The sequence below is a fragment of the Microbulbifer sp. ABH2_005 genome, assembly GCF_056160005.1.
The window spans coordinates 1,920,822-1,946,898 of the sequence record NZ_JBSWWI010000001.1 but is presented as its reverse complement, the minus strand read 5'-3'; the positions used below and the strand labels follow the sequence as shown (position 1 = coordinate 1,946,898).

Here is a 26,077-nt window from a genome sequence, read left to right as displayed (position 1 = left end):
GGATTTAAGCACTACCCAACCAACGGGCTAAAGTCTCCCGTAACAAATCCTTACTCAAGGGTTTGGTCAGGTAATCATCCATTCCCGCTGCCAAACAACGCCCTTCAAACTGCTCTTCCGTAGTGCTGGTCAGAGCGACAATTGGCAATCGGTCATCGGGTCTGTGCTCTGTTTCCCAGCGGCGCAGCATCTCAATGATCTCGGCACTGTGATCGGTATTTTGTTGGCAGTCGACCAAAGCCAGGTCGTAATGCCCTTCTGACAGACGCGTCAAGGCCTCTTCACCGTCGCTGGCAATATCCACCTGGTATCCAAGTGCCTGTAACATTTCCTCCGTCACCCACTGGTGCGGACGGGAATCTTCCACTAATAGCAGAGAGTATTGCCGCGGTTGATCGGCGCCGCCTTTTACTACGCGCCGGGTGGTTCGCTTGGCGCCGCCAAAGATTCTCTCCACCAGGGTATCGTGTAACTCTTTACGGGTTACCGGACGTCCCAGGTACAGCGCCGAAGGAACAAGTCGTTGCAGTTGTGCGAAGGTGGACTTCTGGCCAAAGCCGCCGAGGCATATCAAAGGGCAATCCCGATCTTCGGCATGGGCCTTTTCAAAGAAAGGAGTCACGGACTCAAAAAGTATGTCATCCCCCATAGCAGGCACCAGCATTACCAGCTGACCACGTTCCAACGCCTGCTGAAGCAGCTGTTGTACCTCACACTCGCAGCCTTCGCACCAGCGCTGGGATTTCACATCCATACCAAAGGAACGCAACATCTGAACCAGACCGGAAATAAATAGGCCTTTCTGGTGAATCAGCAAAATCTCACTGTCTTGTAAACGCCGATCCGGAGTGAGGTAAGTGCGCTGATTGGGTTCGATACTGAACTTGACGACCGCCTGGTAGCGATTGCCATCCTGGTTGGAATGCAGTTGCAGGTAGCCCCCCATTGCCTCCGCCAGTCCCTTTGCGATGGAGAGGCCGAGGCCTGTAGTCACCTGATTGGTATCCATCCTGGAAAAGGCACCGAATAATTCACTTTCATCGGGCAGGATTTCACCGCGGCCGTCATCTCTCAGGGTAATACTCAGTTGTCCCTCTACCGAAGTGATTGGGGTAAAACTCACTTCGCCCCACAATTCTCCGCGTTGGGCGATACCTGTGGCGGAGTCCACCAGATTGCGAATCAGCTGGGCTGTCTTGCGGTTATCCCCGGTGACCATCACCGGCAGGCTGTCATCAATCTGGAAATTGAATTCCAGGGACTGGCTGTGTGCGGCCCGCGCAGCAAATTTGAAAGACTTCTCAATTGTTTTTACCAGGTTAAATGGCCCCTGGCGCATACGGATGTCCTTGCGGGCAACACGGGTAAAAAGGCCTACATTATCGACCAGTTTGAGCTGCTGGCTGCTGGCGGTTTTTGCCAGCCCTACCCACTCTTTTTGTCGCTCACTGAGGGGTTCCGCTTCCAGCAAAGAGAGAGCGCCCAAAGCATCAGACAATTGGCTGCGGAATTCCTGACCAATGTTTGCGATAAATTCATTGGTCAATTCAACTGCCGCTTCCGAGTGCTTGCGCGCAGCTGCGAGGCTACTGGCGCGCTGCTGTAGCTCTTGCATCGCCGACAGCCGTTCCCAGTAGTTTTCTGACTCTCGCCGCCCCTGGTGTGCAGTCAACCAGATAAAGGCCAGTGTCAGGGTGCCGTAAATAGTGCCGAGGATCATGCCGGAAAAGAGTGCCATGAGCGCAGCTGGCAGCAGGGAAGTCACCGTAAACCAGGTGAGAAAGCGATGATAAGGTGAGAATACCGTGGTTACGCTAGAGCAAAAGATAACGGAGTAGATCCACAGGAAGTGGGTCTCTGGAGCAAACCCCATCAGGTAGACAAAATAGAAAAGCGTAAGACCCCACCAGATGGAGCCGAGAATCGAAACGAAAAAATAATGATTTCGCCAGCGATTTGGCCCCGAACTGTATAGATGACCAAAACGGAATACGTAGTAACCACGAATCAGCGTAATTACCACGAGCCCTGCCCCCAGGATCAATAACAATCGCGGGGCTTCCAGACGCATGTCACCAATGGTGGCCGCGATTAAAAAGGCACAGAAGGAAAGCACCATACCCCGCCGGCTGTATTTGGCAATACGCATATCGGTGGCACGGCAGATGCGTCTATCCTTTTGCACCTTGAGTTCAGGGCGATCAAATAATGTCATAGCGACCTTCCCTGGAGCATTGGGTATCCGGTGACATAGAGGCCCTAGCCTATCCCAAGTACTTCAACCAGTACTGTTTTTATAATAAACCCGAGCAATCCAAGGCCCAGTGCGGTGAACAGGATAAAGGTACCAAACCTACCCGCTTTAGAATCCTTTGCCAGGTTCCAGACGATAAACACCATGAATAGGATAAGGGCGCCAATTCCCAACCACAGGGAATACTCTTCAAACTGCTCAAAAGTCATGCAAATCTTCGCTTATAAAAATTGGCGCGCATTGTACAGCGCTTACCAGCTACTGGTAAGACTTGGCCAAATAGTCTCGGTCAGGATACCACTTCATATGACTGGCAGTTCAGGCACCCTGATAATAGTCTCCATCCTCCTGGGCGTGGGTACCACAGCGCAAACGTCGAACCTCCTTCTCACGATAGCGGCTGTCATGCCAACATCTGGGCAGTGGCTCCCCAGACAGAAAACACAGGTCTGTCTTATCGAAAACCTCAGGATCTTGAATTTCCTCCCCCCACAAGTAACGACCGACAACCGTCAGTTCATAGGGGTTGGAGAGTGTGACAACATCGGCCACTTCAACCAAGTGCTTGGTGTTTACATCTTTGAAAAGCATGGTGGCACCCTTTTCCACTTTCTGACTTCAGTATAGGGCTTTTGGCGACAATTCTGGCTAAATCAGAGGGAATGGGCAGAAAGTGAGATAGAGGAGCTTCTTTTTGTCTGAAAACAGCACTTTGTTGTAGAGAGGGGGATTTTGGTAGAACGTATTCTGAACTTCAGAGAAAGGCCAGCTATCCTCTCCGACTTTCCCCGCCTCTATATCTTTGGTAGAGCCACCCTTAACCTTCAATAGTCAAGCGCGCGGAGACCATACCCTGCTCCTGCAGGGCATCCAGGTTGATAGTGCGAACACCCAGCTGCTCTTTCATCAGCTGGTTCAACCAGGGTTGAAGATCCTGATAGCGTACTTCTTCAACCCATAGGCGAATACGATTCTCTCCCTCAGGCTCAAAACGCTTAATGGTGACCCGGTTTTGCTTGGCCGCATTGGTCACCCGCTGTAACAGGGTGCCGGAAGCCTGGCCGCCACCACCATTGGGCTGGATGCGGGAGAGTACGGGGCGCTGGGACTCCATCCATTGAACCAACTCTTTCGAGTCTTCTGCACGCGCACGGGATTCATCGAAAAAGCTTTTGGCCGGACTGAACAGGCCGTAGACAATAAAAATTCCGCCTGCGAACAGGCCAAGGAGTGTCAGGGCACGTTGATCGCTGGGGGACAGCGCTTGCCACTTCTGTTTCCACTGCTCAATTTGTTCTTTCATGCTGCTATAACTACCAAATTCTTTTGCCTTTTACCCTGTGCCTTTAGCGCACGCGTACCCGTCCGGAAACGCCTTCCTTCAATTCATTGGCACCGAGCAGATCAGCACGCAGTCCATTACCGGAGAGCTTGCTAACAAAAGTGTCCAAGTCCGAGAGATTTTGCGCTTTCAGCTGTAATACCATTTCACCGCGCTGGCCATCAAAGCGCAGGGATTGCAGCTGCAGCTCTTTACCCCGTTGCTCAGTCCAAACTTTACTGAGCTGTTGCATATGCGTAGTAAAGGCGCCGCCCTGGTTTCCCGCGCTCTTTAAGAAACCATTAAGTTGTCGGCGCAGCTGGGCCGAGGGCCGAACGTTGGGGAACATCTCTGTGAACATTGCGCGAGCCTGCTCCTCGGCCTGCTCCGCCTGCCAGTGGTAATAGGCACCCGCACCGACAAAGAAAAGCAGCTGGGCTGCAAAACAAAAAACGGCCACTTTTGCCGGCTTTACCCACCACACAGACTCGGTTTTGCCGCTGGCTAGCTGGTAATCGCCGCTCAGCAAATTGCTGAGTTTGCCAGGCTTGTAACGCTCCAGAAAAATTTCTTCAGGAGAGCGCTTATTTATCTGTAGTCGGTCAGCAAAAAGAGACTCAAGCTCCGCTACAACAAGGCCATCCTCTTCGCCAGCGCCCAATAACAGCAGTTTTTTTCCCTCAGCTTCTTCATCGGTTCCTTCTGCATCGGCTCCAACTTCAGCAGATACAACCTCTCCGAGCAAGGAGCCAAGTAGTGGCTGGAGGTACTCACGGCGGATCGATAATCCCTGGCCGCTCGATTGCCAAACATGGGCCTGATCTCCATCGAGCCACAGGGAGACATCACTCTCTAACAGGTCCAGTAATAAGTATTCCGGTAGCGCCGCAACCAACGGCCAGTTGAGCCGCTCAATCTGGCTGTGCAAGATTTCCATTTTGTCCTTGGAAATCGCATAAATACTACAGATATCGCCATTGCGCGGTGTGCAGACAAAGTGCAGGTCTTCCACATCCTCCGCGAGCTGTTCTTCCACCATATAGCCAATGGCATTGGCCTGGCGTCTGGCCGCCTTGGGAATAGACTCAACGCCACTCCAGACCCAATTACCGGGTAAAAGCAGTAGCGCTTTACTGCCCTCTGGCAGGTTCAGTGACGGATGGATGTCGGGTACGGCCGAGACTTCTAAATCTGGATTAAAAGCCGAGAGGAATTGATCGTCTAAAGCGGCTTCGCGCCAAACGCCATCCTCCCATTGATGCAGAGCAAGCCCATTGGCGCTAGTTTCAGTGAGCCGCAGCAGAACCAAAGCCGGCTTGGGTGGCACTGCAGGCATGCCGATTTCATTTACGCTTTTCTTTTTAAACATACAATCTTATTGGCTATCTACTATCTTCACTCGCTGCGGTGCCATCGTAGTCGAGTAACTCCTGCATCATTGCACCAGAAAAAGTGCGGCGCTGGCGCTGCACAACTTTAACTTCACCATCCCCTGCCTCATCAAGCCAGAGGGCCGTCTCCCAGTACTGGCGATAGTCTTCACTATCTCCGAGTTGGACAGCTATACGCGCCAGAAAGTGCTGGCTGTGAAACATAAACTGGTTGGTTTTGGTGATGTTATAAGAGGATAAATCTCCCGACTGGCTGAGAATGCCGCCGGATTCACGAAACTGCAGTAACTTGCTCACACTCGCGGAAGAGTCCACCGCCTCAATGAGCTCCTGTGAAGCCAGGTTGATATTAATCTTGGTCTCGGTTTCTGGTAGCGCACAGAGGAATGGGGCCAGTTTTTGCCAGTCCTCCAATTCCATCTCCTGCACCGAAGACAGTTCTGATATATCACTGATCAGGGTATCTGGGGTGCGGTGAGCAAGGTCTCTACCGAGATAGCCATCATCCTCGGTTGCGGAAGAGCGCGGTGTATCGTTGTCATCCATCCAGTCGGCAATAATTCCGGCCAGATCAGATTTCCCCGTGACATTGCTTACCAGCCTGCGAAAGATTTCAAACTGGTCATTGCCATTACTGCTGGAAACCAGATTATTTACATTGAAGCAGGAGTTTAAGTCTTTGATATTTATCCGAATTTTTCCGTTATCGGGATTGAACTGCAACGCTGGTGAAGCCCAGGCCTCCAGGGCATGATCGGCGGGCTCCGCCGCGTCTTTATCCTCTTCAAAATCCTTGAGCAGCGCGACCCTACTCCAGGCTTCGGCACCGGCGACAAACTCGGCCAATTGCGTGTTGGCCAAAAGAGCGCCACTTCGGGTAATGGAAATCTGGTCGCGGGTTATGGCGTGCGAGACCAGGGCAATTGCAATCACCATTACGAGTAAAACGGTAATTAAGGCCACGCCCCGCTGGCGGTGAAAAGTCTTTATCGACTTAGAGCCGCTCATTTTTCATCATCCGGGGGGTTAGGGCCTGAGGGAGGATCAGATTCTTGAGGATTGAACTCTACCGTTGAGAAGGAGAAGACCCGGCGAATTTCACCGTACTGGCGAGTCATTAATACAAACTCTATGGCCTTCGGCAAGCGGCTGTCAGCAGCAGAAGGATCGGTACTATCCAAAGGCGGCCACTGGGCAACCCAGGCATCAGAATTAGGGTCAAAGTACTGCAAAGTCAGGCTCTCAACCCCGGTTAGCAGTGGTTCGACAATGGGTTCTGAATCCGGTCCGCGATCCAGAACCTGCCAGCGACTGCGCAACAATAGGGCCCCGGTATCTTCCTCTTCCGAAAAGGAGCTGCGTTCATCACTCTCGGGGTAACCGATACTGTAACCCAGCCGCTGAAGCTCTCCTCGAGGTTCGGCGGTCAGATTTGCCGCCCCCAGGCGGGTAAATTCGAACTCATCCTGATCACCGCGAAAAGCCGGCTCATAACCCGTATAGGCATTTTTGACCGGTCGCGCCGTAACCTGGCGCAGGTCATCTTCCAGGCGATAGAGCGCCATGGAAAAACGACGTAACTCTTCTGCACGTCGCTCAACAACGCTATCGGTATTGTGAAATATCTCCAGAAGGGAAAACGAGCCGACACTGATGATCGCCACCAGTACCAGTACAACGAGCACCTCAACCAAGGTAAAACCGGACTGACCTTTTATTTGGGGAATCTGCATCGAAGCTACTCCTCCGCCGCCCAGGCATCCAAGGTTAGGGTTGGATTTTCGGCATCGGGATAACCCACTTTAATAATGATATGGCGCAGGCGTTCTTCACTGGTCGCCTCCACCTTTGCAGTCACTTCCCAGTCCCTCTCGGCAAAGGACACTTCATCCTTTTTCTCACCAATCGGTGGCCAGGGAGTTTGCACACGAACTTGTGAGAGTATCTGTTGGGCCACCCAATTGGCAGCGAGCCGCTCCTCCATTACCCGCTGGCGCTGGACACTGCTCTGCATGGTGCGCAACACACTGGCAGCGATTACCCCAAAGATAACTAGGGCAATCAAAACCTCTACCAGGGTAAAACCACCCTGGCGATTCATGGTCTTGCACTTAAAGGTCATCGGCTTGCCACTCTAACTGCAAACCGTACAGGCTGCTGTAGGAAATTGTTGCGCCACGGGCATAGTCGCCATCCTCGATTAGGAATACTGCCAACTTCACCGGTAGAACTTCACCACTCGATAAGGCAACGAACTGTGGCTTAAGATTTTCTTCGTCGCCCTGCTCTTCGGCAAACTCGGTAGATTGAGTTGAAGGGAGTTCTGCCTCTTCAAGAACTTCAAGGCGCACAATTGCAGGGAATTCATGGGCCGCAAAGCGCTGACTGCGCCTGCCGGCGGCAGCCATATCGGGCGCTACCCAAGTCATGGTAGTGGGGTCAAACCGCACCACGGTATAAGATTCCGGTTCAAGAACGACACCGTAGTGGGCTTTATCGATCAAGGCCCGATCGGCGACTAGCTGTAACAGGGCGGAGAGACGCTGAGTCTCTCCCTCCCACACACGTGCCCCGGAACTGCCCAGGGACATCACGGCCATCCCAGCCAAGCTGGCAATGATTACAATCACCACCAGTATCTCGACCAGTGTGAAACCGCGATTACGCTTGAGCCCCGTGAGAGCAAGTCGCTTGTACATCGAGTGCTATTGGACCCGGATTACAGATCAGCCGCGAAAATATCGGCGGCCTCACCTTCCCCACCGGGCTTGCCATCGGCACCCAGAGAGAACAAGTCGAAAGCGCCGTTACTGCCAGGGCTGATGTACTGATAAGCGTTACCCCAAGGATCCTTGGGCGCTTTCTTCAAGTAAGGTTCATTCCAGTTTTTGGCTTCCGGGAAACCAGACGGGCGTGTCACCAGAGCTTCCAGGCCTTGGTCAGAACTTGGGTAAACGAAGTTGTCCATGCGGTACATGTCGAGGGCGGTCTCGATAGCGCGAAGGTCAACACGAGCGGCCTTCATGCGGGCCTCACCAGTTTTGCCCAAAACACTGGGGACCACCATGGCGCCGAGAACACCAAGGATCACAATCACCACCATGACTTCAATCAAGGTGAAGCCACCATTTCTACGTAGGTTTCGCATTTTTCTCTCCAAGTTCAGCTGAAAGCTGGGAACCCCCAGGGCCACGAAGGGAATCGTGACCCCAATTTAAAAATATTCAGTTTTTGTAAAAAAGAGACTATCTACATTTTCAAAGCAGTAAGAAGCCGAGCACCCCTACTAAACCAAGACCAATAAGCACCCTTGAGGCCTCGCGTAGGGTAAAGCCACGGCTGTTTAGTAAGGATTTCATCTTCCCCTCCTAAATAACCTGCATCCAAAATCTATGGACTTCACTACTTTGAGCTCTACATAGCCAGTTCGTTCATGCTCATGATTGGCATCATGATGGCCATTACGATAAATAGTACGATAGCGGCCATAACAAGCAACATTAGCGGTTCGAACAAGCTCACAAAAGCAGTCACCGCCCCCTGAAGGTCTTGCTCCTGGGACTCCGCGGCCCTCTGCAGCATTTCGTCCAGGGTGCCGGAAGATTCACCACTGGCGATCATATAGATCATCATTGGTGGGAAATAGCCAATATCTTCCATAGCCCGGTGCAAACTACCGCCTTCACGTACCGTTTTCTGCGCAGTTTCCAGGCGATCTTTCAAGAACTCATTGGTCATAACCCCACGAGCGATACCCATCGCCTGTACCAGAGGGACACTACTACCGGTTAGGATCGCCAAGGTGCCCACATAGCGCGCACTTTGCGCACCGCGCACCATCCAGCCAATAACGGGAAGCTCCAACAAACGGTGGTGAAACTTAAATTTGATCGCGGGGCGGCGCAGCATAATGACCACACCGGCAATAATGGCGCCCAGCGCTGGGGGTACCAGCCAGCCCCAGGCGGCAATAAAGTCACTCAGTGATACCAATATCCGAGTGGGCAACGGCAAAATTTGTCCGGTGCCTGTGAAGACCTCAATGACATCCGGCACCACATAAACCATCAGGCCAGTAACCACGAGGACACAGATAAACACCAATACCATGGGGTAAATCAGTGCCAATTGCACTTTCTGGCGAAACTGCTGCTGCCCCTCTGTGTAGTCTCCCAAGCGTTCCAGCACCGCATCCAGGTGCCCGGAGTGCTCACCGGCTTCCACCGTAGCCCGGTAGAGCTTAGGGAAAGCCTTGGGAAAACAACCCAGGGCCTGGGCAAAACTGTGGCCCTCCAGAATCTTACCGCGCACTGCCAGCACTACACGCCGGATCTTTTGGTTGCGGGTCTGATTGGCAATTGCTCCCAGGGTTTCCTCCAAAGGAATACCAGCACGCAACAGAGTGGCGATCTGGCGGGTGAGCAGGGCCAGGTTTTTAATACTGAGCCCGGGGCTTCCGGACATAAAGGCGCCAGCGCTCTTCTCGGATTGCTCTGCGGCTGGCGCGACATCCAAAGGCACCATGCCTTTAGCGCGCAACTGCTGTCGCGCCGAGCGGGCGCTATCCGCCTCGAGGGTTCCTTTGCTCTTGCGACCCGATGCCGCCAGGGCTGTGTATTCAAATGCTGCCACTATCAGGACTCCTGGGTTACCCGCATCACTTCTTCGAGGGAAGTCCTGCCCGCCAGGATCTTGGCGACACCATCATCACGGATACTTGGCCCGAGCTTGCGCGCCTCTGCCACCAACTTACTTTCTGAGGCGCGGTCATGAATCAACTGGCGCATGATTTCATTGAGTGGCACCAGTTCGTAGATACCGATTCGGCCCACATAGCCGGTATGGTTGCAATCATCACAACCCTTGGGACGGTAGATAAGGGCATCATCACCGGGTGCAACACCGAGTACCGCCCTTTCCCCCTCGTCGGGGATATGGGGCTGCTTACAGGTGGGGCAAAGTACCCTGACCAGACGCTGTGCCAGAACCCCGATCAAACTGGAGGACAGCAAGAATGGTTCGATGCCCATGTCCATCAGACGGGTAACAGCACCAAGCGCGGTATTGGTATGCAGGGTTGAGAGTACCAAGTGACCTGTCAAACTCGCCTGAATGGCGATCTGCATAGTTTCAAGGTCGCGGATCTCACCAATCATCACCACATCCGGGTCCTGACGCAAAATAGCGCGCAAGCCCCGTGCAAACGTCATATCTGCCTTGGTGTTGACCTGGGTCTGTCCAACCCCTTCCAGGTTGTATTCGACCGGGTCTTCCACCGTCAGAATATTTTTTTCGCGACTGTTAATGCTGCCGAGGCCGGCATAAAGAGTGGTTGTTTTACCCGAGCCCGTCGGGCCCGTAACCAGAATAATGCCGTGGGGGTGGGCCAATAGCTCAGTCATAACACTGAGATCCCGTTCGGACATACCAAGCTTGGTTAGGTCCATCTTCCCCGCCTGCTTGTCGAGCAGACGCATCACCACACGCTCGCCAGCCGAAGATGGCATGGTGGAAACACGCACATCCACTTCGCGCCCGGCCATCAACAGTGAAATACGGCCATCTTGTGGAATACGCTTTTCGGCGATATCCAGCTTGGCCATCACCTTGATACGGGAAACCAACAGCGGTGCCAAGGCGCGCCGGGGCTGCAGTACTTCACGCAGTACACCATCAACCCGGAAGCGCACCACCAAACGTTTTTCGAAGGTCTCAATATGAATATCCGAAGCGCCCTGCTTCAGGGACTCCGCAAAAATCGCATTGATCAACTTAACGATGGGCGCATCGTCTTCCTGCTCCAGCAGGTCTTCTGTTTCCGGCAGTGAATCTACCACCGCAGCCAAGTCCAAGTCGTCGCCCAACCCCTCTACTTCAGAGAGGTTACCGCCTTCACGGTTTTCGTAGAGGCGCTGTAGCGCCACCTGGAAAATCTCATCTTCCACCGACTCCAGGCTTACCGCACCACCGTTGATACGCTGCACTTCCGCAATTGCGGAGGGACTCAGCGGTGCAACGTATTGGCACAGCGGGCGCCCCTCCTGCTCCAGTAGCAGGACCTTGTGGCGCTTGGCGAAAGCATATGGAAGGCGACGAATTGCTGGAGTCCCTGTTCCTGTATCAACCGTCATTTAGATTCTTCTACCTCCAGCACCTCAACTTCACCGTCCAATACCTCAACCTCGCCGGGCATTCCCTCCAGGGTATCTTCCAGGTTATCGACGGCATTGATAGAACCATCTACGGGCGCTGGGCTTTCGTTATAGGTACCTGTCGGCGGCATCAAGTCAGGCAGTGCATCACCGCGGTGCCAGTCCCACAGCAGGCTGGTTCTGTCTTTCAAGAAGATCTGTTTCTGCTGCATATCCATATATCGCTTGCGGGTTTCCTCGTAGCCAGCCCGCTGGGTGCTCAAGATCTTGGGTTTCAGGAACACCATTAAATTAGTTTTTACTACTTTTTTGGTATTGTTTCGGAACAAACGCCCTATTCCTGGAATATCCCCCAACAGAGGCACTTTCTGAACGGAATCAGTAACATTATCTTCTATCAGTCCACCCAAAACCAAAATCGCACCATCATCAATCAATACTTTGGTACGGATCTCGCGCTTACTGGTAACGATGTCTGAGGCACCAACAGCTGCATCAGCTGCAGCGGAAAGCAGGTTTTCAACCTTTTGCTCAATTTCGAGGGTTACCGAGTTGTTGTTGTTCACACGCGGGGTAACTTTGAGGGTGGTACCAATATCTTCACGCTGAATCGTAGTGAAAGGATCATCATTACTGCCGGACAACAACTGCTCACCAGTAATAAATGGTACGTTCTGACCGACGAGGATTTCGGCTTCTTCGTTATCCAGAGCCATAATGGTCGGCGTAGACAGAATATTGGTATTGCCCGCTGTGGCAAGCGCGTTCACTGCAACCCGAATATCGCTTCCACTCAAATAGCCTAAATGTAATGCGTTCTGCCCAGTTAAACTTGTGAAAGGCAGTGAGAACGGATTGATATTTCCATCTGCATCTTCTGACGGCAGGTTGTTCCAACCAGCAACAACATTTTCATCACCCGTAATCCAACTGATACCAAGGTTATTATTGGTATCCTCTTTAACCTCGACAATAATTGCCTCAATCAGCACCTGAGCACGACGCACATCCAAGCGAGCAATAACGCCTTTCATCGTTTCCAGCAATGCCGGAGGCGCAGTGAGAACCAGGGCATTGAGAGATTCGTTGACCTGAATGCTGACTTCAACATTCGCAGCCTGTTGGTCTTTCTCCGTATTCTGGATACTGCCGCTCATGCCTTCCAATATCGGCTTCAGGTCAGCGGCATTAGAATACTGGACATAAACTACCGCCGTATTGCCATCGCCATCCAGCGGCTGATCCAACCGGCCAATAACAGTGCGAATTTGTTGGCGGGTTACCGGGTCACCGGTCAATAGCACGCTGTTGGATCGCTCATCCACTGCGATACGCAGCGGCTGAACTTCTTGGCCTGCACCTTTACCTCCAGACGCCTGCAGCAAGTCATTGAGGATTTGCTTAACCTCTTTGGCGGAGGCAAACATCAAGGGAACCACTTCAATATCGATCGCTCCAGCGCGGTCCAATTGATCTACCAAGCGTACAATCTGGTCAATATTTGCCGCACGATCGGCAATGATCAGAGTGTTGGTATCGGCATAAGCCGCTAAGTGGCCGGTCTGGGGAATCAGCGGGCGCAACATGGCAATCAACTGGGAAGCGGAGATGTTCTCAACCCGAACCGTGCGGACAACCAGGGATTCGGCCGGAGCGCGGGTGTTTTCATCGGCAACAGGAATTGCCTGTTGTTTAGCGAGCGCATCGGGTACCACTTTCCAGGTACCGCCCTGCTCTACCAGGCTGAAACCGTTTACCTGAAGCACCGACATAAAAACATCGAAAGCTTCATCGTGTGTCATAGGGTCACCGGCAACGACGGTGACTTTCCCTTTTACATTGGGGTGGACAATAATATTTTTGCCGGTGAAATCGGCTGCCCAGTTAATCAGGTCGCGAACATCGGCATTGTCGAGAGAGAGGGTAACTCTCTCCGAGCCTTGAGCCAGCGTTGCAGTAGACACAAAAAAACCAAACCCGACCGCAATCAGCCGTCGATAAAACATCTTCATCATTATTTATCTGGCTCTAGTAAATGTTCAAAAAACTCAAAACAATCTAGTTAGACAGTTTTATTGGGGCTGGCGCTGAGCACGACGCTCACGGGCCAATTCACGCAGCTTTTCCATCCGCTCTCGAATACTTTCCTGGCTCGCTTCACGTCTCGAAGAACTTCTCGCACTACTGCTTTGCCTGGACTTATTTGACAGGCTTGAATAATTTCTCAACGGAACATTCGGGCGTCCGTCTATCTCTGGATATGTCAGTTTTTCCATCCTGCCATTACGACGAAGAACTACATGGTCTACCTCAACAGAATAAAGTTCGGCGCCACCAGGCAGGGAGTCGCCTACAAACAATCGCTGAGCAGGCTTGCCCTTCTCAGCAACCAAGGCACTGGCCTTACTCTTATCTGAATTATCCAAAACCCCGGAAAGAACAATATTCAGCTGGGTTACAGGGAGGTTAGAGAGATCCACCTCTGGGATAGCTTCTTGCTTCTTGGCTTCGGCATAGCCGAAGAAGGGAGTATTCGGTATGGAAGCTGCCTGAGGGGCACTTACCCGACTATCGTTACGCTCGGCAAGTAGAGACTCCTCCGGCTCCGAGGGAATCAGCAATGCGCCATAGGCAAGCAGATTGCCAGACACCCAAAGCAGTCCCACTGCGGATGCTGCCATGGTGCCGCGAGAGATTGATCTTCGCGAATCGCCCTGGCCAAGGCCGTTACCTACTGAGCCAATGGCTCGCTTTAATGGGGACATGAACATACCCACGTACAAGTTCAACTTTCTTAGGTTATTGGTTTTTGACGCCTATTTTGTTGCCTCTGCCTCTGAAAGGCAACGCTCCTGCCCAGTTAAACGTTGCAAACCATCACTTCGTCCCCGAAATTGCACACTAGTTCCGTAGTCCAGAAGCCAAAAATGAGAAAAGGCGGCAATACGCCGCCTTTTCAATACTAATCAGTATACTAATCAGGAATTACAGCTTTGCTTCAAGCTCGGGGACGGCTTCAAACAAATCAGCTACCAGGCCGTAATCAGCAACAGAGAAGATTGGAGCTTCTTCATCTTTGTTGATGGCCACGATAACCTTGGAATCCTTCATACCGGCCAAGTGCTGGATAGCGCCGGAGATACCAACAGCGATATACAGGTCGGGAGCGACGATCTTACCGGTTTGACCAACCTGCATGTCGTTGGGCACAAATCCAGCATCTACCGCAGCGCGCGAGGCACCAACCGCCGCACCCAGCTTGTCTGCCAACTTGTACAGCATCTCGAAGTTTTCGCCATTCTGCATACCGCGACCACCGGATACGACCACGCTAGCGGCGGTCAGTTCTGGGCGATCGGACTTGGCGAGCTCTTCACCCACAAAGGATGAGACACCAGCGTCGTCTGCAATATCCACAGACTCAACAGCCGCGCTACCGCCTTCTGCAGCAACCGCGTCGAAAGCAGTGGTGCGAACGGAAATCACCTTGATGGCATCAGAGCTCTGCACGGTCGCGATCACGTTACCAGCGTAGATTGGACGTTTGAAAGTGTCGGCGCTCTCTACGGAGATGATGTCGGAGATCGGCTGAACATCCAGCAGCGCAGCGGCGCGCGGCAGCATGTTTTTACCGGTAGTGGTAGCGGGAGCCAGGATGTGGCCGTAGTCTTTACCCAGATCGGCAACCAGCTTGGCAACGTTTTCAGCCAGTTGGTGCTCGTAGGCAGCATTGTCAGCCAGCAATACTTTGCTAACGCCCTCAGCTTTGGCCGCGGCGTCAGCAACGGCAGAACAACCCGCGCCAGCCACCAGAACGGCGATGTCTCCACCGATAGCTTTAGCTGCGGCAATAGTGTTGAGCGTGGCGCCCTTCAGTTCGGCGTTGTCGTGTTCAGCAATAACCAGGATGCTCATCAGATTACCTTCGCCTCGTTTTTCAGTTTCTCTACCAGTTCCGCAACGTCGGCAACTTTAACGCCAGCCTGACGCTCAGCCGGTGGCTCAACTTTCAGGGTTTTAGTGCGCGGAGTGATATCTACACCCAACTCATCTGGGGTGGTGGTGTCGAGAGGCTTCTTTTTAGCCTTCATAATATTCGGCAGAGACGCGTAGCGCGGCTCGTTCAGACGCAGGTCAGTGGTCACGATAGCCGGCAGTTTCAGCTCTACAGTCTGCAGGCCGCCATCGATTTCACGAGTCACTTTCACAGTGTCGCCTTCAACAACCACTTCGGAAGCGAAGGTGCCCTGCCCCATGCCAGTCAAGGCGCCCAGCATCTGGCCGGTTTGGTTGTTGTCGCCATCAATAGACTGCTTGCCGAGAATAACCATTTGCGGCTCTTCTTTATCGACAATCGCCTTCAGGCATTTGGCTACAGCCAGAGGCTGCAGTTCGGCATCGGTCTCAACCAGAATGCCTCGGTCGGCTCCCAGGGCCAGTGCTGTGCGGATTTGCTCCTGACTCTGCTTGGGACCCATGGAAACGGCGACTATCTCGCTAACAACGCCTTTTTCCTTCAAGCGAACCGCCTCTTCTACTGCGATTTCGCAGAAGGGGTTGATAGACATTTTGACGTTGGCGGTATCAACGTCAGTGCCGTCCGCCTTGGGGCGAACCTTGACGTTGTAGTCGACAACGCGTTTCACAGCTACAAGAACTTTCATGGAAATCCCGTCTCAAATATGCTTTTTAACAGCCGCGACTGACGATTCTCATCGCGAACGGATACGGTGTTCTGGTCAAACAAGTGTTTGAACGGCGTGTATGGTGGCGGTTCTATACGGCAAAATCAATAGTCAAATAGAAGTCACTGCTGCCATTCATACAATCTATTTCGGGAAATAGAAACCATCTATTCAGTCTCCCTAAGCCGTTGAAATACAGCACATTTGCCATAGCAATTGAATAGTCATGCAATTGGTAGGGTTGAATAAACGCCTATATAATCCGCCATCTATATAAATGATAAGGCCGGAATGGCCGCAAAAAGTTGAATACAACTGCTGAGGAGAGTGCCGTGGAACGCGAATCAATGGAATACGATGTAGTGATCGTGGGTGCCGGTCCGGCCGGATTGGCAGCGGCCTGCCGTATTCGCCAGCTCAATGAAGACGTCTCAGTATGCGTTGTAGAGAAAGGCTCCGAGGTCGGTGCCCATATTCTCTCTGGCGCAGTTTTTGAGCCAACCGCCCTGAATGAACTCTTCCCAGACTGGAAAGAGCGCGGCGCCCCGCTGAACACCGAGGTCAAGGGCGACGATATCTACGTTCTGCGTAGCGATGAGAACTCCATCAAAGTCCCCAACATGTTTGTGCCGAGCACCATGCATAACGAGGGCAACTATATTATCAGCCTCGGCAACCTTTGCCGCTGGTTGTCCGAGCAGGCAGAAAACCTGGGGGTGGAGATCTTCCCCGGCTTCGCCGCTGCAGAAGTTCTGTATAACGAAGACGGCTCTGTAAAAGGTATTGCCACCGGTGATATGGGCATTGGCCTGAATGGTGAGCAGAAAGACTCCTATATGCCGGGCATGGAGCTGCACGCCAAGTACACTCTTTTTGCCGAGGGCTGTCGCGGCCACCTGGGCAAGCAACTGATCGAGCGCTTCAAGCTGGATACAGATGCCGACCCACAGCATTACGGCATTGGCATTAAGGAAATCTGGAAAGTTCCTGCGGACAAACACCAGCAAGGCCTGGTAGTTCACACTGCAGGCTGGCCTTTGGAGCAGAGCGGCACCCACGGTGGCGGCTTCCTGTATCACCTGGAAGACAACCAGGTTGTGGTTGGACTGATCACCGATCTTGCCTATAGCAACCCGCACGTAAGCCCTTTTGACGAATTTCAGCGCTACAAGCACCATCCAGTAATCAAACAATACCTGGAAGGTGGCCAGCGTGTCGCTTACGGTGCCCGCGCGATTGTCAAAGGCGGACTGCAATCTCAACCGAAGATGACTTTCCCCGGCGGCCTGCTGATCGGTGACAACGCTGGTACCCTCAACTTCGCCAAGATCAAAGGTAATCACACCGCAATGAAGTCCGGTATGATCGCCGCCGAGTCTGTTGTGGAAGCCCTTGCCGCAGAGCGCACGAGCGAAGAGCTGACCGACTACACCGCCAAGTATCGCGATAGCTGGGCCTGGAAAGAACTGCATATGCAGCGCAACTTCGGCCCGGCGCAGCATAAGTGGGGCAACATCCTCGGTTCTGCTTACGCATTTGTCGATATCAATATCTTTAAAGGCAAGCTGCCCTGGACCCTGCGCGACACCAAAGCGGATCACGCACAATTGAAGCCTGCTGCGGACTGCGCAAAAATTGATTACCCCAAGCCCGATGGCGTACTCAGCTTTGACAAGCTCTCCTCTGTGTTTATTTCTAATACCAACCACGAGGAAGACCAGCCCTGTCACCTGACCCTAAAGGATCCGGAGATTCCGCTGAACCACAATCTGCCAATCTATGATGAACCTGCTCAGCGCTACTGCCCCGCAGGCGTCTATGAAGTGGTTGAAGATGCTAATGGCAAGCGCTTCCAGATTAACGCGCAGAACTGCGTACACTGTAAGACCTGTGATATCAAAGACCCAACCCAGAATATTGTCTGGATTACTCCAGAAGGTGGCGGCGGCCCCAACTACCCAAACATGTAAGCAGTTTGCTTTCTGGCGCCTTCGGGCGCCATTTTTGTATCCGTATTATTGGCCAGCTCTTGGAAGAACGCGGAACAGAATGAACTCCTGCTTTCAGATACTGGAAGCAGGAGTTATCTGGGGGCGGGAATCAAAATTTATATTGAGCGCTCAAGGTGAAGGTCTGGCCCGGTTTTTCCTCAAACACAATGACATTGTCACGTTCAATCTCAATGGACTCATTTAATAAATTTTGCATTTTCGCTTTTATTGTCACCTCTTCTGATGGGTACCAGGAATAAGTCAAATCCAACGAGTGGAATGGTTGCTCATAAGAATCTGGATCCGGATTACGTCCAGCGAGGTGTAGACGTTCACCAAATACGTTATAACCCAGTGTTGCAGAATGGTTGCCATCTGGGCTATCAAAGCCCAATAACATATTCACAACATATTCGGATGCCCCAGTCATTTCCCGAACCGGACTTGTAGGTGCATCGGCCTCCTCTCCAGCAACCAACTCAGTCTCCTGTAGAGTGACATTACCCTGCACAAAGAAGCTATCCATAAAGCCACCGAGGAAACCAAGCTGCTTCATGCCTTCGATTTCAATACCGGTAATTTCTCCAGACTCGGCATTAATAATTTCCCTGGCAACATTCGTATCACTGGAGGCCGCCTCAAAGAACTCGATTGGATCAATCACATCCTTATAAAAAGCGGAAACCGTTAAGCTATCTCCACTATCAAAGAACCACTCGGCACGCAGATCATAATTATGAATTTCCGAGGGTCTAACGTTGGGATTACCCTTCACCTGCTCATCGGTAATAGGATCAATATAAAACGCATCAGTGATCTCACGAAGATCGGGTCGAACGGCTGTTTTCGATACCCCAAAACGAAGTTGGAAGGTCTCCGCCCAAAATGCCCCCATATAAGTCAAAGAGAAAGAGGGATAAATATCATCCTCAGCATAAACCGCTTCCAACAGGTCATCTGGGTCTGTTGTTACCTGAGGGTCACTTATGGAGTAGCCATAAGGGTTCCATTCAAGTGCCACCTGACTGTAATCTTCCCAGCGGGCTCCAGTGGAAACCCGCCAGGTTTCAAAAAATGTCCAATCAAACTTACCAAATACTGCATCTGTAGCCGTAGCTGCTAGATAGCTTTGCTTGTTACTTCCCGCCAAGTCGAAAACGTAGTCATTTCCATTGCTGGTGATATTTTCATCACCAAATACCTCACCCAACGGACCAGCTAGTACATCTTCAGTAGCCACACTGAAGATATCTAGGCGCAGCTCAGTTTGCTTGTAGGAGCGCCCCTTCTCCATCCTCGCGAAGCCGCCCGTCAACTCCAAGCTTGAAGAGGAAAACTCTAGAGGCAAGACAACTGACCAACCGTAATTTTTGACTTCGTCTTCAAGCTCAGTAAACCGGAATCCTGCACTTCGAGAACCCCTGCTGACCTTAGAGCTAAGCACTTCGCCCGTCATAGGATCAGTAACTGTATCGGAAATGACGTCGACCTGATTGGGTATATCTGTGGTCGCTGTTGCATCCGAATAAAACCAATCAACAACTACCTCTTCCGGAACCCAATTGAGGAGGTCAATGGGCATAAGAGTTTTGGTCTCAGGCCCCAGAGAGTGACTGCCCTTGACCTGATTCAGGGCTAGCTCTCTCTCTTCATACTTCAGCAAATACTCACGATAACCAGAACCGTCCGACACCTGTCGGTTCTCATTAAAGTAATCAGTAATAGAGGTTTCATCATCAGTATTGCGTAGAAATATACTCGTAGTTTCAATCACATGCTCATCAGCAAAGCGTATACCTAAATTTAAATTTCCACTGATATCCACTGAATAAGTTGACTTGTTACGATTATTCAATTGCTCTTTGGGGGCACCAAAATTGCGTAAGGTTCTCTCAGACTCCCTCCACTTACTTTTATAAGAAGCTCCAGCCAGAAATCCCAACTCCCAATGATCATTGAGGGAAAAACGATTGCCTACACTCGCTTTCACATCCCTATCCAGATCACTGGAATCCTCTTCGATAGAAATATCACGATTGAGATTTAATGCCAGTTCACGATTTAGCGCTAGGGCTGCATCATCGGCCTCCTGCTCACTGGCATACTGATTTCCCTCCTCGACCAGAACTTTTCTGATATCGGAGATACCCAAGCCTCCCCTAAAGCGTTTTAGCGCTGCAGATATTTCTCCTGGGAGTGCCCTGGTACCATCATCAGTTCCGAAGATATCATCATCCCCACCCTGATAACTCAGAACCTCACCGCTGGTTTCCGTATTGCTTCCTATGCCTAACTCTACAGAATAAGTCAGATCATCGGGAATTCCCTTTGTGCGAATATCCACATTGCCGCCGCCAAAGCTAGCAGCCTGATCAGCAGAGTAACTCTTTTGAACAGCCAGGGAATCCACGATAGAAGTAGGGAATAAATCGAGAGGAATCACATTTCGGGTCAGGTCCGGTGAGGGTACTGTCGCACCATTTAGTGTGGTACTTGAGTAACGCTCCCCCAATCCACGTACATAGACGAACTTATCACTCACGAGCGACAGTCCTGACACCCTGCGCAACGCAGCCGCCACTGTAGAATCCCCTACCCGACCGATCATTTCGGCACCAAGGATATCGGTGACCACTTCTTCTTCCAGGCGCTCACTGACCAGGGCCTCTGCGGAGTCCCGCAAACGCCCCTGAACTACCACTTCTTCAATCCCTTGTGCTGTACCAGTGCTTTCTTCCACCAAATCCGCATCCTGGGCAAATACGCCAGGAGCCATAGCAGAGGCCGCGGTAATAGCGATTACCAACGGCAGTCTCTGGAAATTTTCATATTTAGCCATTACACGGGCCTCTTATCATTCCTGTTTTTAGGTGTTAAAACCAAACAGGGCGCCGACCCCATCAGCGAAGGCGGCGCCCTGCAGGTTCAGGAGAAATACTCCTAACAATCCCTAAAGCTAATTATTCAAACCAGAGAGGCTGTGCACGGTTGCCCTGGTGAAGGCCGTAAGTCCAACCTTGGGTCCAGTCAGTGCCATTTATGTCGAGGGCACCCAAGTAGGCGCGTTCAAACGCAGTTACAGTAGGCACGGCATCATTGATACGCTGTTGATCGGCAGCCACCGTATAGATTGCAGGGGTACCGTCTAGCAAAATAAAATTGGTATCAATACCGATGGTTGGGCTCACCGCACCAGAAATCGGAGCAAACTGGTTACCGTTATCTTCAGCCCAGGCCACTAAATCGAATGAAGCTTCATCGGTTTTAGTGCGATCTTCACAAGCGAAAATGTTAGAAGTCAGGGCCAGCTCTGTTCCAGAGGTCGCTTCGTTACGGGTTTGGGCACTTTCCATACGCAAACAGTAGTTGCTACCATCATCTGCCGTTTCGTCAGCTTTAAATGAGGCAACGATTATGGAGTTGGTAATCATTGGGTAAATACCCTCACGCAAGCGCCACCCAGCACCCGGATCATGCGTACCTTCTTTTTGAGCAGAAACGATACAAGTCAGACCATCAATCATAGGGCGGCTGTTAAGCCCTTGATTAATCAGTGCGGTGTAATCAATCGTGTCTTCATAAGAACCGATTCCATCTGCCTCAATACAGTGGTTGCCATCATTTTCACTCTGAATCACCAGGGCATTGGTGATACTTCCGCGGTAACCTTCGTCAATATCAATTGAGTCATCTCGCACATAAAGAGCAACATAATTATTAACATCTACCGCACCGCCAAAGAACTCAATCCCATCATCAAAAGTGGAATAAGCCTGCAAATTGTTTACCACAGTCCCATTTCCAACCGCATCAAATGAAATACCATTGAGTTCATCACCACTAGCGACCAAAGCTCCAGTATGTTTTACGACGACATAGGAAAGCTCACCAGAGTTATCCGCATTGTTGTCACCACCGTAGTATGAAGTGTTATCGTCAGTAGACCCCTCAGCAGCAACATGACACTCGCCATCCAGGACCAAATCTCCGCCACCAATAGAGCCTTTATATTTACATTTATTGGTAACTCCAAAACCATTGATAACCATTCCACCCCACTGGGATACTGCATCAGCAGTCACAGTGCCGCGAACATCCGTTTCGGAGGTGAAAGTAATTGGTGCGGATTCAGTACCACGGGCAAAAACTTGCGAGCCACGATTCACGACCATAAAAGCCGAGTTATCCTTGAACGCAACGGTTGTCCCAGCCTGTATCTCCAGCTTCACGCCATCTCCACCCTTGGCGATACCAGCGGCCTGCAAGTCGGCATCACTAGAGAAATTTTCACCAACGAAAAGACTACCATCAAAAATATGGGCTCCACCTTCTGAAAGCGCCGGGAGGTATAAATCTTCAGTTAAAGGATTGGATGCAGAAACAAAATCGGTTCCATATCGGCAGTTACCACTCTCATAGGTACCTTGCACACCAGAGCTTCCAACAATTGCACAAGGATTTTCTGAGGAGCCGCTTCCAGAATTATCAACAGAATTATCGACTGAATTATTTACGGTCTTCGGCTCAACGCTCACACCACCACCATCACAACCCGCCAATAAAGCCGCAATTACGGCAGCCAGGACAACTCGATTTTGTATACGCTTCATACTCCCCCCTAAAGGAATTAATATCCAAAATATGAGCAGCCTATGAATATTGATCACAGCTTTCACTTACAAGTAAAAACTTAAAATCAAGTAATTGACTGCCTGAGCACTTTGTTTGTTTTTACGCCTAAGCGAATAGGACGGAGGGGAGTGTAGAAACGGCGTGTTGCGAATTTGTTAACTTTTTATATATTTTCAGTAATTTTTGCAATAGAGACTGGAAGTTTACATTTAATGGTATTTTTTATTTCCCTTGGATTTACAAACGCTTTCAGAAAAATGAAAGAAATTTAAAAGCCAGTAAATCTTGCCAATTAGCACAAGACTGCAAAGGTTTCAAAAGAGATATGGAAAGTTATGAATCTAGGGAAAATTTACGTTAGATGCGATTTCAAGAGGGGCTTATCTAAGTAGTTAGATAAACCTGGAGAATAGAAAACAACCCCAGGTTTAGAAAAGGGCGTTTGTTAATATGAACCCAAAAGAAATTCGCCACCCGCACTGCGTATAAAAAGCTGTCCAGAGCCATTTTCGCCCAGCCTTCTCTCTTCTGCCCAATCTACTAGCTGGTAGAAGACATCACGGGAAACCCTGGCCATTAGGCCATTTCGGGCTTCCACGTAGGGGACTGGCTGCGGAGGTGTGCCGAATTCTTGCAGCTGCCAGTTGCTATCTTTATTCAGCTCGATAACATCGCCCAGACTCGTGGTAAATAATAGCCGCTGATCTTCACCTTCTGAGGCGCTGCGCGCAACCTGAGTAGCAACAAAAGGGACATCCTCGACCTGTATCCGCAGCTTTTCGACAGGGGTGACCAAAAAGTACTCGTCCCCTTCTCTTTTCAAGATGCTGGCAAATAATTTCACCAGTGGCTGACGACGAATCTCGGTACCCTCATGGATCCAACGGCCATCGCTTTTGATCACCATATCCATGTCGCCACATAAGTCCGGGTCCCACCGGTCAACCGGAGGGTGCCCGTGGAACTCCTCTTGCAACTTTTTTAGTTGCTGAAAAAGTGGCTCAGCCAAAGGAGGACCCCGCAGTATCGCCAGAATGGCCACTCTCCATAGGTTTGCGCTGCGAGGTATCACCAATGTGTACCCCCACATCCATAATGAACTCCATCAACCCCTCACGATCTTCGATCACATCGGCGAAGGATTTGGAGTGGTAGAGTTCAACGGCGCCCTGGACTAAAGCCCAGTAGGTTGAATAGTAATAATACGCAGGCACCTTCTTCAGCATGCCCTGCTCTATCCGGCGCTCAAACACGCGGTTCAAGGCCGAAGTGTTGGAGTTTCGGATAGCGTGTAATTCTGAAATCATCTCTGGGGCCAGGTTAAGAGAGATAATCTTCTCTTCCAAGCGCTGAAATAGGCGATCCTTGCCAGGATCGGCCATACGGGATTCAAAGTAAGCACGAGCGGGTGCGGTGATATCACCTTTCTCCGCATTCTCAACCGCAACCTTAAGGCGTTCTGCCAGGGACTTTTCATAGTCCATCAGCAAGCGCATATAGATTTCAGTTTTAGATATAAAGTGCTTATAGATAGTGCCTTTGCCGATATCTACACGCTCAGCAATCTGCTCGACCGTGACCTTTTCTTCACCATGCTCCAGCAGAAGCTCCAGAGCCGCATCCAGGATGCGCTGCTCTCGCGCGCGAAACCTCTGAACCTTCTCTTTTGCCTTATCCATACTTCCGACCTTCTCTGCCCGTAATGTTGGGGACTGAAATTGACTATTCATTCATGAATGATAGGCAATTCGAGTCGCTTGGAAAAGAGAATCGGGAAATTAGCCTAGAAAATACGCCCAAATAGGGATCGCGCCGCCTAATTTTTACCCTATTGCGACAGTTCGGGCCCTGACTGTGGCCGATTAGGTTGTGATAGACCTCTCACCACTAACACAAAGTCTTCGAGAATGGTGAACCATCAGCCACTTGGAAACTGGTACTGAAATTAGTGACCGATAATGGTCTTTACGTCATCTGCTGTTATTATCACCCTTCTGGGCAGACCTGCGATACCAGCCCAGTCAAACCCGACTATCACTAATAGGTAACAGGTAGAGTCGTCCATGTTGGAAAAGCTGAGCAAACTTCTCGACGTTGAAGAGCTGGATCGCCACCTCTTTCGCAGTCGCCACCACGTCGAAAATTATCGAAAAGTACTTTTTGGAGGCCAAGTACTTGGCCAAGCCTTAATGGCCGCTGCCCGTACTGTTGAAGATCGCCTGCCTCATTCCTTACACTCCTACTTTCTGCGCCCTGGCTCCAGTGAGCTTCCGGTTATTTACGAGGTGGACCCAATCCGCGACGGAGGCAGCTTCACCACCCGCCGCGTAGTTGCCAAGCAACGCGGACGCGCGATCTTTAATATGTCTGCCTCTTTTCAAATCCAGGAGCCCGGCTTTGACCACCAGGCCGAAATGCCCACTGAAGGTATTCCCGACCCAGAAGGCCTGAAGAATACTCAGCAACTAGCCCTGGAAGCTGGCCTTGTCAGCCCTCAGTACGACCAGCGCCGCTATATGATCGATTTTCGCCCGATAGACCCGCAAAGCTACTTTGGCGCCGAAACCCGTGAGGCCAAATGTATGTTCTGGCTTCGAGCAGAGGGGGAGATGTCTGATGACCCCATTGAGCACAGGGCGGCGCTTTGTTATGCCTCAGACATGGGACTTTTGGGCACCTCCCTACAGCCCCACGACATCTCTCTGTTCGACCCACATCTGATGCCGGCCAGTGTTGACCACGCCATGTGGTTCCACCGCAATTTCCGTCTCGATCAATGGCTCTTGTATGTCACCGACAGTCCCTCTGCCTGTGGCGCGCGCGGATTTACCCGCGGACAGATCTATACCCGCGATGGCGTACTGGTAGCCTCCACCGCACAAGAGGGCCTGATTCGGCAAATTAAAAGTTAAATCAATGGTTTACAGTGCAAAATTGGCTGCTATAATGCCGCCCACTTCGCTAGTGAAGCGAAACCAATAAGTCGGTGAGTAGCGCAGCCTGGTAGCGCACTTCGTTCGGGACGAAGGGGTCGGAGGTTCGAATCCTCTCTCACCGACCAGATTTAAGAACCCGCTTTTAGCGGGTTTTTTCATGCCTGGAATTTATTCAAAGCATCCCCCTGCGCGATTATCACCACCCCAGAGCTACTCCCTAGCCCACTAACTCTTCGGTAAAAGTCAGAATGTCGGAGCGCACTGATCCTATAGCCTCCCCGTTCACTGATTAACATTCCGAGTTGTTCTAAAAATAAAACAAATATTATGATAACGACCTTCTAAGTGTATACTTTTAACATAGGTTGTATCGGTAATTCTGATGTAGCTGCCAGTACAATTGGACGGGGCCCAGTACACATGGAGTGAGCAAAGCAACTTGTTAAGTTCATCAAAATCTGCGATTGAGAGTGAGTCTATCCCACCTGAGGCATCGCACTAGAATCATTGACGTCACTACAAGCCCTGCCCCTGCTGACCTAGCCTTGTATTTAACAAAACCCCTATTCCTTTTTAATAAAAGCTAGCGACCTTAAGTAAATCAGAATCTAAGATTGAACCTCGAGGGTAATGACGAGGCACGATATAGAGCAGTTCAAATCAGACCGCCGTAAACCAAAAACACCTGAACCCCATAATGTAAAATTTTTGCTCT

At 51.1% G+C, this 26,077-nt stretch carries 22 protein-coding genes and 1 tRNA gene; 3 read left to right on the top strand and 20 right to left on the bottom strand.

Annotated elements, in window-relative coordinates; all coding sequences use genetic code 11:
• Window positions 1-4: 4 nt before the first annotated feature.
• From ACXAFI_RS08480 to ACXAFI_RS08405, 16 genes are all read right to left on the bottom strand, one after another.
• A complete protein-coding gene (locus tag ACXAFI_RS08480; protein ID WP_475108445.1) occupies window positions 5-2,215 on the bottom strand; it encodes a hybrid sensor histidine kinase/response regulator in 2,211 nt (736 codons plus the stop codon).
• A gap of 44 nt (window positions 2,216-2,259) precedes the next feature.
• Entirely contained in the window at window positions 2,260-2,463 is a 204-nt protein-coding gene (locus ACXAFI_RS08475; RefSeq protein WP_152453643.1) for a DUF2788 domain-containing protein, read from the bottom strand.
• Between the two features lie 109 nt (window positions 2,464-2,572).
• Entirely contained in the window at window positions 2,573-2,845 is a 273-nt protein-coding gene (locus ACXAFI_RS08470) for an acetyltransferase (protein WP_152453644.1), read from the bottom strand.
• A gap of 226 nt (window positions 2,846-3,071) precedes the next feature.
• The gene (gene gspM, locus ACXAFI_RS08465) at window positions 3,072-3,557 is read right to left on the bottom strand and encodes a type II secretion system protein GspM (RefSeq protein WP_444922210.1); all 486 of its coding nucleotides are present in this window, start codon (window positions 3,555-3,557) and stop codon (window positions 3,072-3,074) included.
• A 43-nt stretch (window positions 3,558-3,600) separates the two neighbouring features.
• A complete protein-coding gene (gene gspL / locus ACXAFI_RS08460; RefSeq protein ID WP_475108444.1) occupies window positions 3,601-4,944 on the bottom strand; it encodes a type II secretion system protein GspL in 1,344 nt (447 codons plus the stop codon).
• Between the two features lie 13 nt (window positions 4,945-4,957).
• Window positions 4,958-5,974, bottom strand: coding sequence for a type II secretion system minor pseudopilin GspK (gspK, locus tag ACXAFI_RS08455; RefSeq protein ID WP_475108443.1), 1,017 nt, complete (start codon window positions 5,972-5,974; stop codon window positions 4,958-4,960).
• Entirely contained in the window at window positions 5,971-6,699 is a 729-nt protein-coding gene (gene gspJ, locus ACXAFI_RS08450) for a type II secretion system minor pseudopilin GspJ (RefSeq protein WP_475108442.1), read from the bottom strand. The genes gspK and gspJ overlap by 4 nt, the downstream gene beginning before the upstream one ends.
• Window positions 6,700-6,704: 5 nt before the next feature.
• Window positions 6,705-7,088: a type II secretion system minor pseudopilin GspI gene (gene gspI / locus ACXAFI_RS08445; RefSeq protein WP_152453649.1), complete on the bottom strand. Its 384-nt coding sequence runs from the start codon at window positions 7,086-7,088 to the stop codon at window positions 6,705-6,707.
• Entirely contained in the window at window positions 7,078-7,665 is a 588-nt protein-coding gene (locus tag ACXAFI_RS08440) for a prepilin-type N-terminal cleavage/methylation domain-containing protein (RefSeq protein WP_152453650.1), read from the bottom strand. The genes gspI and ACXAFI_RS08440 overlap by 11 nt, the downstream gene beginning before the upstream one ends.
• Before the next feature lie 20 nt (window positions 7,666-7,685).
• Entirely contained in the window at window positions 7,686-8,114 is a 429-nt protein-coding gene (gene gspG, locus ACXAFI_RS08435; protein WP_475108441.1) for a type II secretion system major pseudopilin GspG, read from the bottom strand.
• A gap of 266 nt (window positions 8,115-8,380) precedes the next feature.
• Window positions 8,381-9,598: a type II secretion system inner membrane protein GspF gene (gene gspF / locus ACXAFI_RS08430; RefSeq protein ID WP_152453652.1), complete on the bottom strand. Its 1,218-nt coding sequence runs from the start codon at window positions 9,596-9,598 to the stop codon at window positions 8,381-8,383.
• A 2-nt stretch (window positions 9,599-9,600) separates the two neighbouring features.
• The gene (gspE, locus tag ACXAFI_RS08425) at window positions 9,601-11,097 is read right to left on the bottom strand and encodes a type II secretion system ATPase GspE (protein ID WP_152453653.1); all 1,497 of its coding nucleotides are present in this window, start codon (window positions 11,095-11,097) and stop codon (window positions 9,601-9,603) included.
• Complete coding sequence (gspD, locus tag ACXAFI_RS08420; RefSeq protein ID WP_475108440.1) at window positions 11,094-13,133, bottom strand: type II secretion system secretin GspD; 2,040 nt, start codon at window positions 13,131-13,133, stop codon at window positions 11,094-11,096. The genes gspE and gspD overlap by 4 nt, the downstream gene beginning before the upstream one ends.
• A 57-nt stretch (window positions 13,134-13,190) precedes the next feature.
• Window positions 13,191-13,883 (bottom strand): type II secretion system protein N, encoded by a 693-nt coding sequence (locus ACXAFI_RS08415; protein WP_475108439.1) that lies wholly within the window; start codon window positions 13,881-13,883, stop codon window positions 13,191-13,193.
• A 220-nt stretch (window positions 13,884-14,103) separates the two neighbouring features.
• A complete protein-coding gene (locus ACXAFI_RS08410; RefSeq protein ID WP_152453656.1) occupies window positions 14,104-15,033 on the bottom strand; it encodes an electron transfer flavoprotein subunit alpha/FixB family protein in 930 nt (309 codons plus the stop codon).
• Window positions 15,033-15,782, bottom strand: a complete 750-nt coding sequence (locus ACXAFI_RS08405) for an electron transfer flavoprotein subunit beta/FixA family protein (RefSeq protein WP_475108438.1) — start codon at window positions 15,780-15,782, stop codon at window positions 15,033-15,035. The genes ACXAFI_RS08410 and ACXAFI_RS08405 overlap by 1 nt, the downstream gene beginning before the upstream one ends.
• Before the next feature lie 353 nt (window positions 15,783-16,135).
• Between ACXAFI_RS08405 and ACXAFI_RS08400 the strand changes: the two genes are divergently transcribed.
• A complete protein-coding gene (locus ACXAFI_RS08400; protein ID WP_475108437.1) occupies window positions 16,136-17,773 on the top strand; it encodes an electron transfer flavoprotein-ubiquinone oxidoreductase in 1,638 nt (545 codons plus the stop codon).
• 130 nt (window positions 17,774-17,903) lie between these two features.
• On the opposite strand, the gene ACXAFI_RS08395 is transcribed toward ACXAFI_RS08400, so the two are convergent.
• The 4 genes from ACXAFI_RS08395 to ACXAFI_RS08380 form a co-directional block, all read right to left on the bottom strand.
• Window positions 17,904-20,633: a TonB-dependent receptor domain-containing protein gene (locus ACXAFI_RS08395; protein ID WP_475108436.1), complete on the bottom strand. Its 2,730-nt coding sequence runs from the start codon at window positions 20,631-20,633 to the stop codon at window positions 17,904-17,906.
• Window positions 20,634-20,754: 121 nt separating this feature from the next.
• Window positions 20,755-22,404: a serine/threonine protein kinase gene (locus ACXAFI_RS08390; protein ID WP_475108435.1), complete on the bottom strand. Its 1,650-nt coding sequence runs from the start codon at window positions 22,402-22,404 to the stop codon at window positions 20,755-20,757.
• Between the two features lie 467 nt (window positions 22,405-22,871).
• Window positions 22,872-23,435, bottom strand: coding sequence for a DUF1285 domain-containing protein (locus tag ACXAFI_RS08385; protein ID WP_475108434.1), 564 nt, complete (start codon window positions 23,433-23,435; stop codon window positions 22,872-22,874).
• Window positions 23,428-24,105: a TetR/AcrR family transcriptional regulator gene (locus ACXAFI_RS08380; protein WP_226646348.1), complete on the bottom strand. Its 678-nt coding sequence runs from the start codon at window positions 24,103-24,105 to the stop codon at window positions 23,428-23,430. Before ACXAFI_RS08380 ends, ACXAFI_RS08385 begins: the two co-directional genes overlap by 8 nt.
• Window positions 24,106-24,489: 384 nt before the next feature.
• On the opposite strand from ACXAFI_RS08380, the gene ACXAFI_RS08375 reads away from it, so the two are divergent.
• Both ACXAFI_RS08375 and ACXAFI_RS08370 read left to right on the top strand, forming a co-directional pair.
• On the top strand, window positions 24,490-25,338 hold the full coding sequence (locus tag ACXAFI_RS08375; protein ID WP_475108433.1) for an acyl-CoA thioesterase: 849 nt from the start codon (window positions 24,490-24,492) through the stop codon (window positions 25,336-25,338).
• 72 nt (window positions 25,339-25,410) lie between these two features.
• Window positions 25,411-25,487, top strand: a tRNA-Pro gene (locus ACXAFI_RS08370).
• Window positions 25,488-26,077 lie beyond the last annotated feature (590 nt).

Coding starts and splice junctions, on each gene's coding strand:
- gspM (WP_444922210.1), bottom strand. CDS start 3,557: ATGAAAGAACAAATTGAGCAGTGGAAACAGAAGTGGCAAGCGCTGTCC.
- gspL (WP_475108444.1), bottom strand. CDS start 4,944: ATGTTTAAAAAGAAAAGCGTAAATGAAATCGGCATGCCTGCAGTGCCA.
- ACXAFI_RS08405 (WP_475108438.1), bottom strand. CDS start 15,782: ATGAAAGTTCTTGTAGCTGTGAAACGCGTTGTCGACTACAACGTCAAG.
- gspI (WP_152453649.1), bottom strand. CDS start 7,088: ATGACCTTTAAGTGCAAGACCATGAATCGCCAGGGTGGTTTTACCCTG.
- ACXAFI_RS08380 (WP_226646348.1), bottom strand. CDS start 24,105: ATGGATAAGGCAAAAGAGAAGGTTCAGAGGTTTCGCGCGCGAGAGCAG.
- ACXAFI_RS08440 (WP_152453650.1), bottom strand. CDS start 7,665: ATGTACAAGCGACTTGCTCTCACGGGGCTCAAGCGTAATCGCGGTTTC.
- ACXAFI_RS08395 (WP_475108436.1), bottom strand. CDS start 20,633: ATGGCTAAATATGAAAATTTCCAGAGACTGCCGTTGGTAATCGCTATT.
- ACXAFI_RS08470 (WP_152453644.1), bottom strand. CDS start 2,845: ATGCTTTTCAAAGATGTAAACACCAAGCACTTGGTTGAAGTGGCCGAT.
- gspD (WP_475108440.1), bottom strand. CDS start 13,133: ATGATGAAGATGTTTTATCGACGGCTGATTGCGGTCGGGTTTGGTTTT.
- ACXAFI_RS08475 (WP_152453643.1), bottom strand. CDS start 2,463: ATGACTTTTGAGCAGTTTGAAGAGTATTCCCTGTGGTTGGGAATTGGC.
- ACXAFI_RS08390 (WP_475108435.1), bottom strand. CDS start 22,404: ATGAAGCGTATACAAAATCGAGTTGTCCTGGCTGCCGTAATTGCGGCT.
- gspE (WP_152453653.1), bottom strand. CDS start 11,097: ATGACGGTTGATACAGGAACAGGGACTCCAGCAATTCGTCGCCTTCCA.
- gspJ (WP_475108442.1), bottom strand. CDS start 6,699: ATGCAGATTCCCCAAATAAAAGGTCAGTCCGGTTTTACCTTGGTTGAG.
- ACXAFI_RS08480 (WP_475108445.1), bottom strand. CDS start 2,215: ATGACATTATTTGATCGCCCTGAACTCAAGGTGCAAAAGGATAGACGC.
- gspK (WP_475108443.1), bottom strand. CDS start 5,974: ATGAGCGGCTCTAAGTCGATAAAGACTTTTCACCGCCAGCGGGGCGTG.
- ACXAFI_RS08415 (WP_475108439.1), bottom strand. CDS start 13,883: ATGTCCCCATTAAAGCGAGCCATTGGCTCAGTAGGTAACGGCCTTGGC.
- ACXAFI_RS08410 (WP_152453656.1), bottom strand. CDS start 15,033: ATGAGCATCCTGGTTATTGCTGAACACGACAACGCCGAACTGAAGGGC.
- ACXAFI_RS08375 (WP_475108433.1), top strand. CDS start 24,490: ATGTTGGAAAAGCTGAGCAAACTTCTCGACGTTGAAGAGCTGGATCGC.
- gspG (WP_475108441.1), bottom strand. CDS start 8,114: ATGCGAAACCTACGTAGAAATGGTGGCTTCACCTTGATTGAAGTCATG.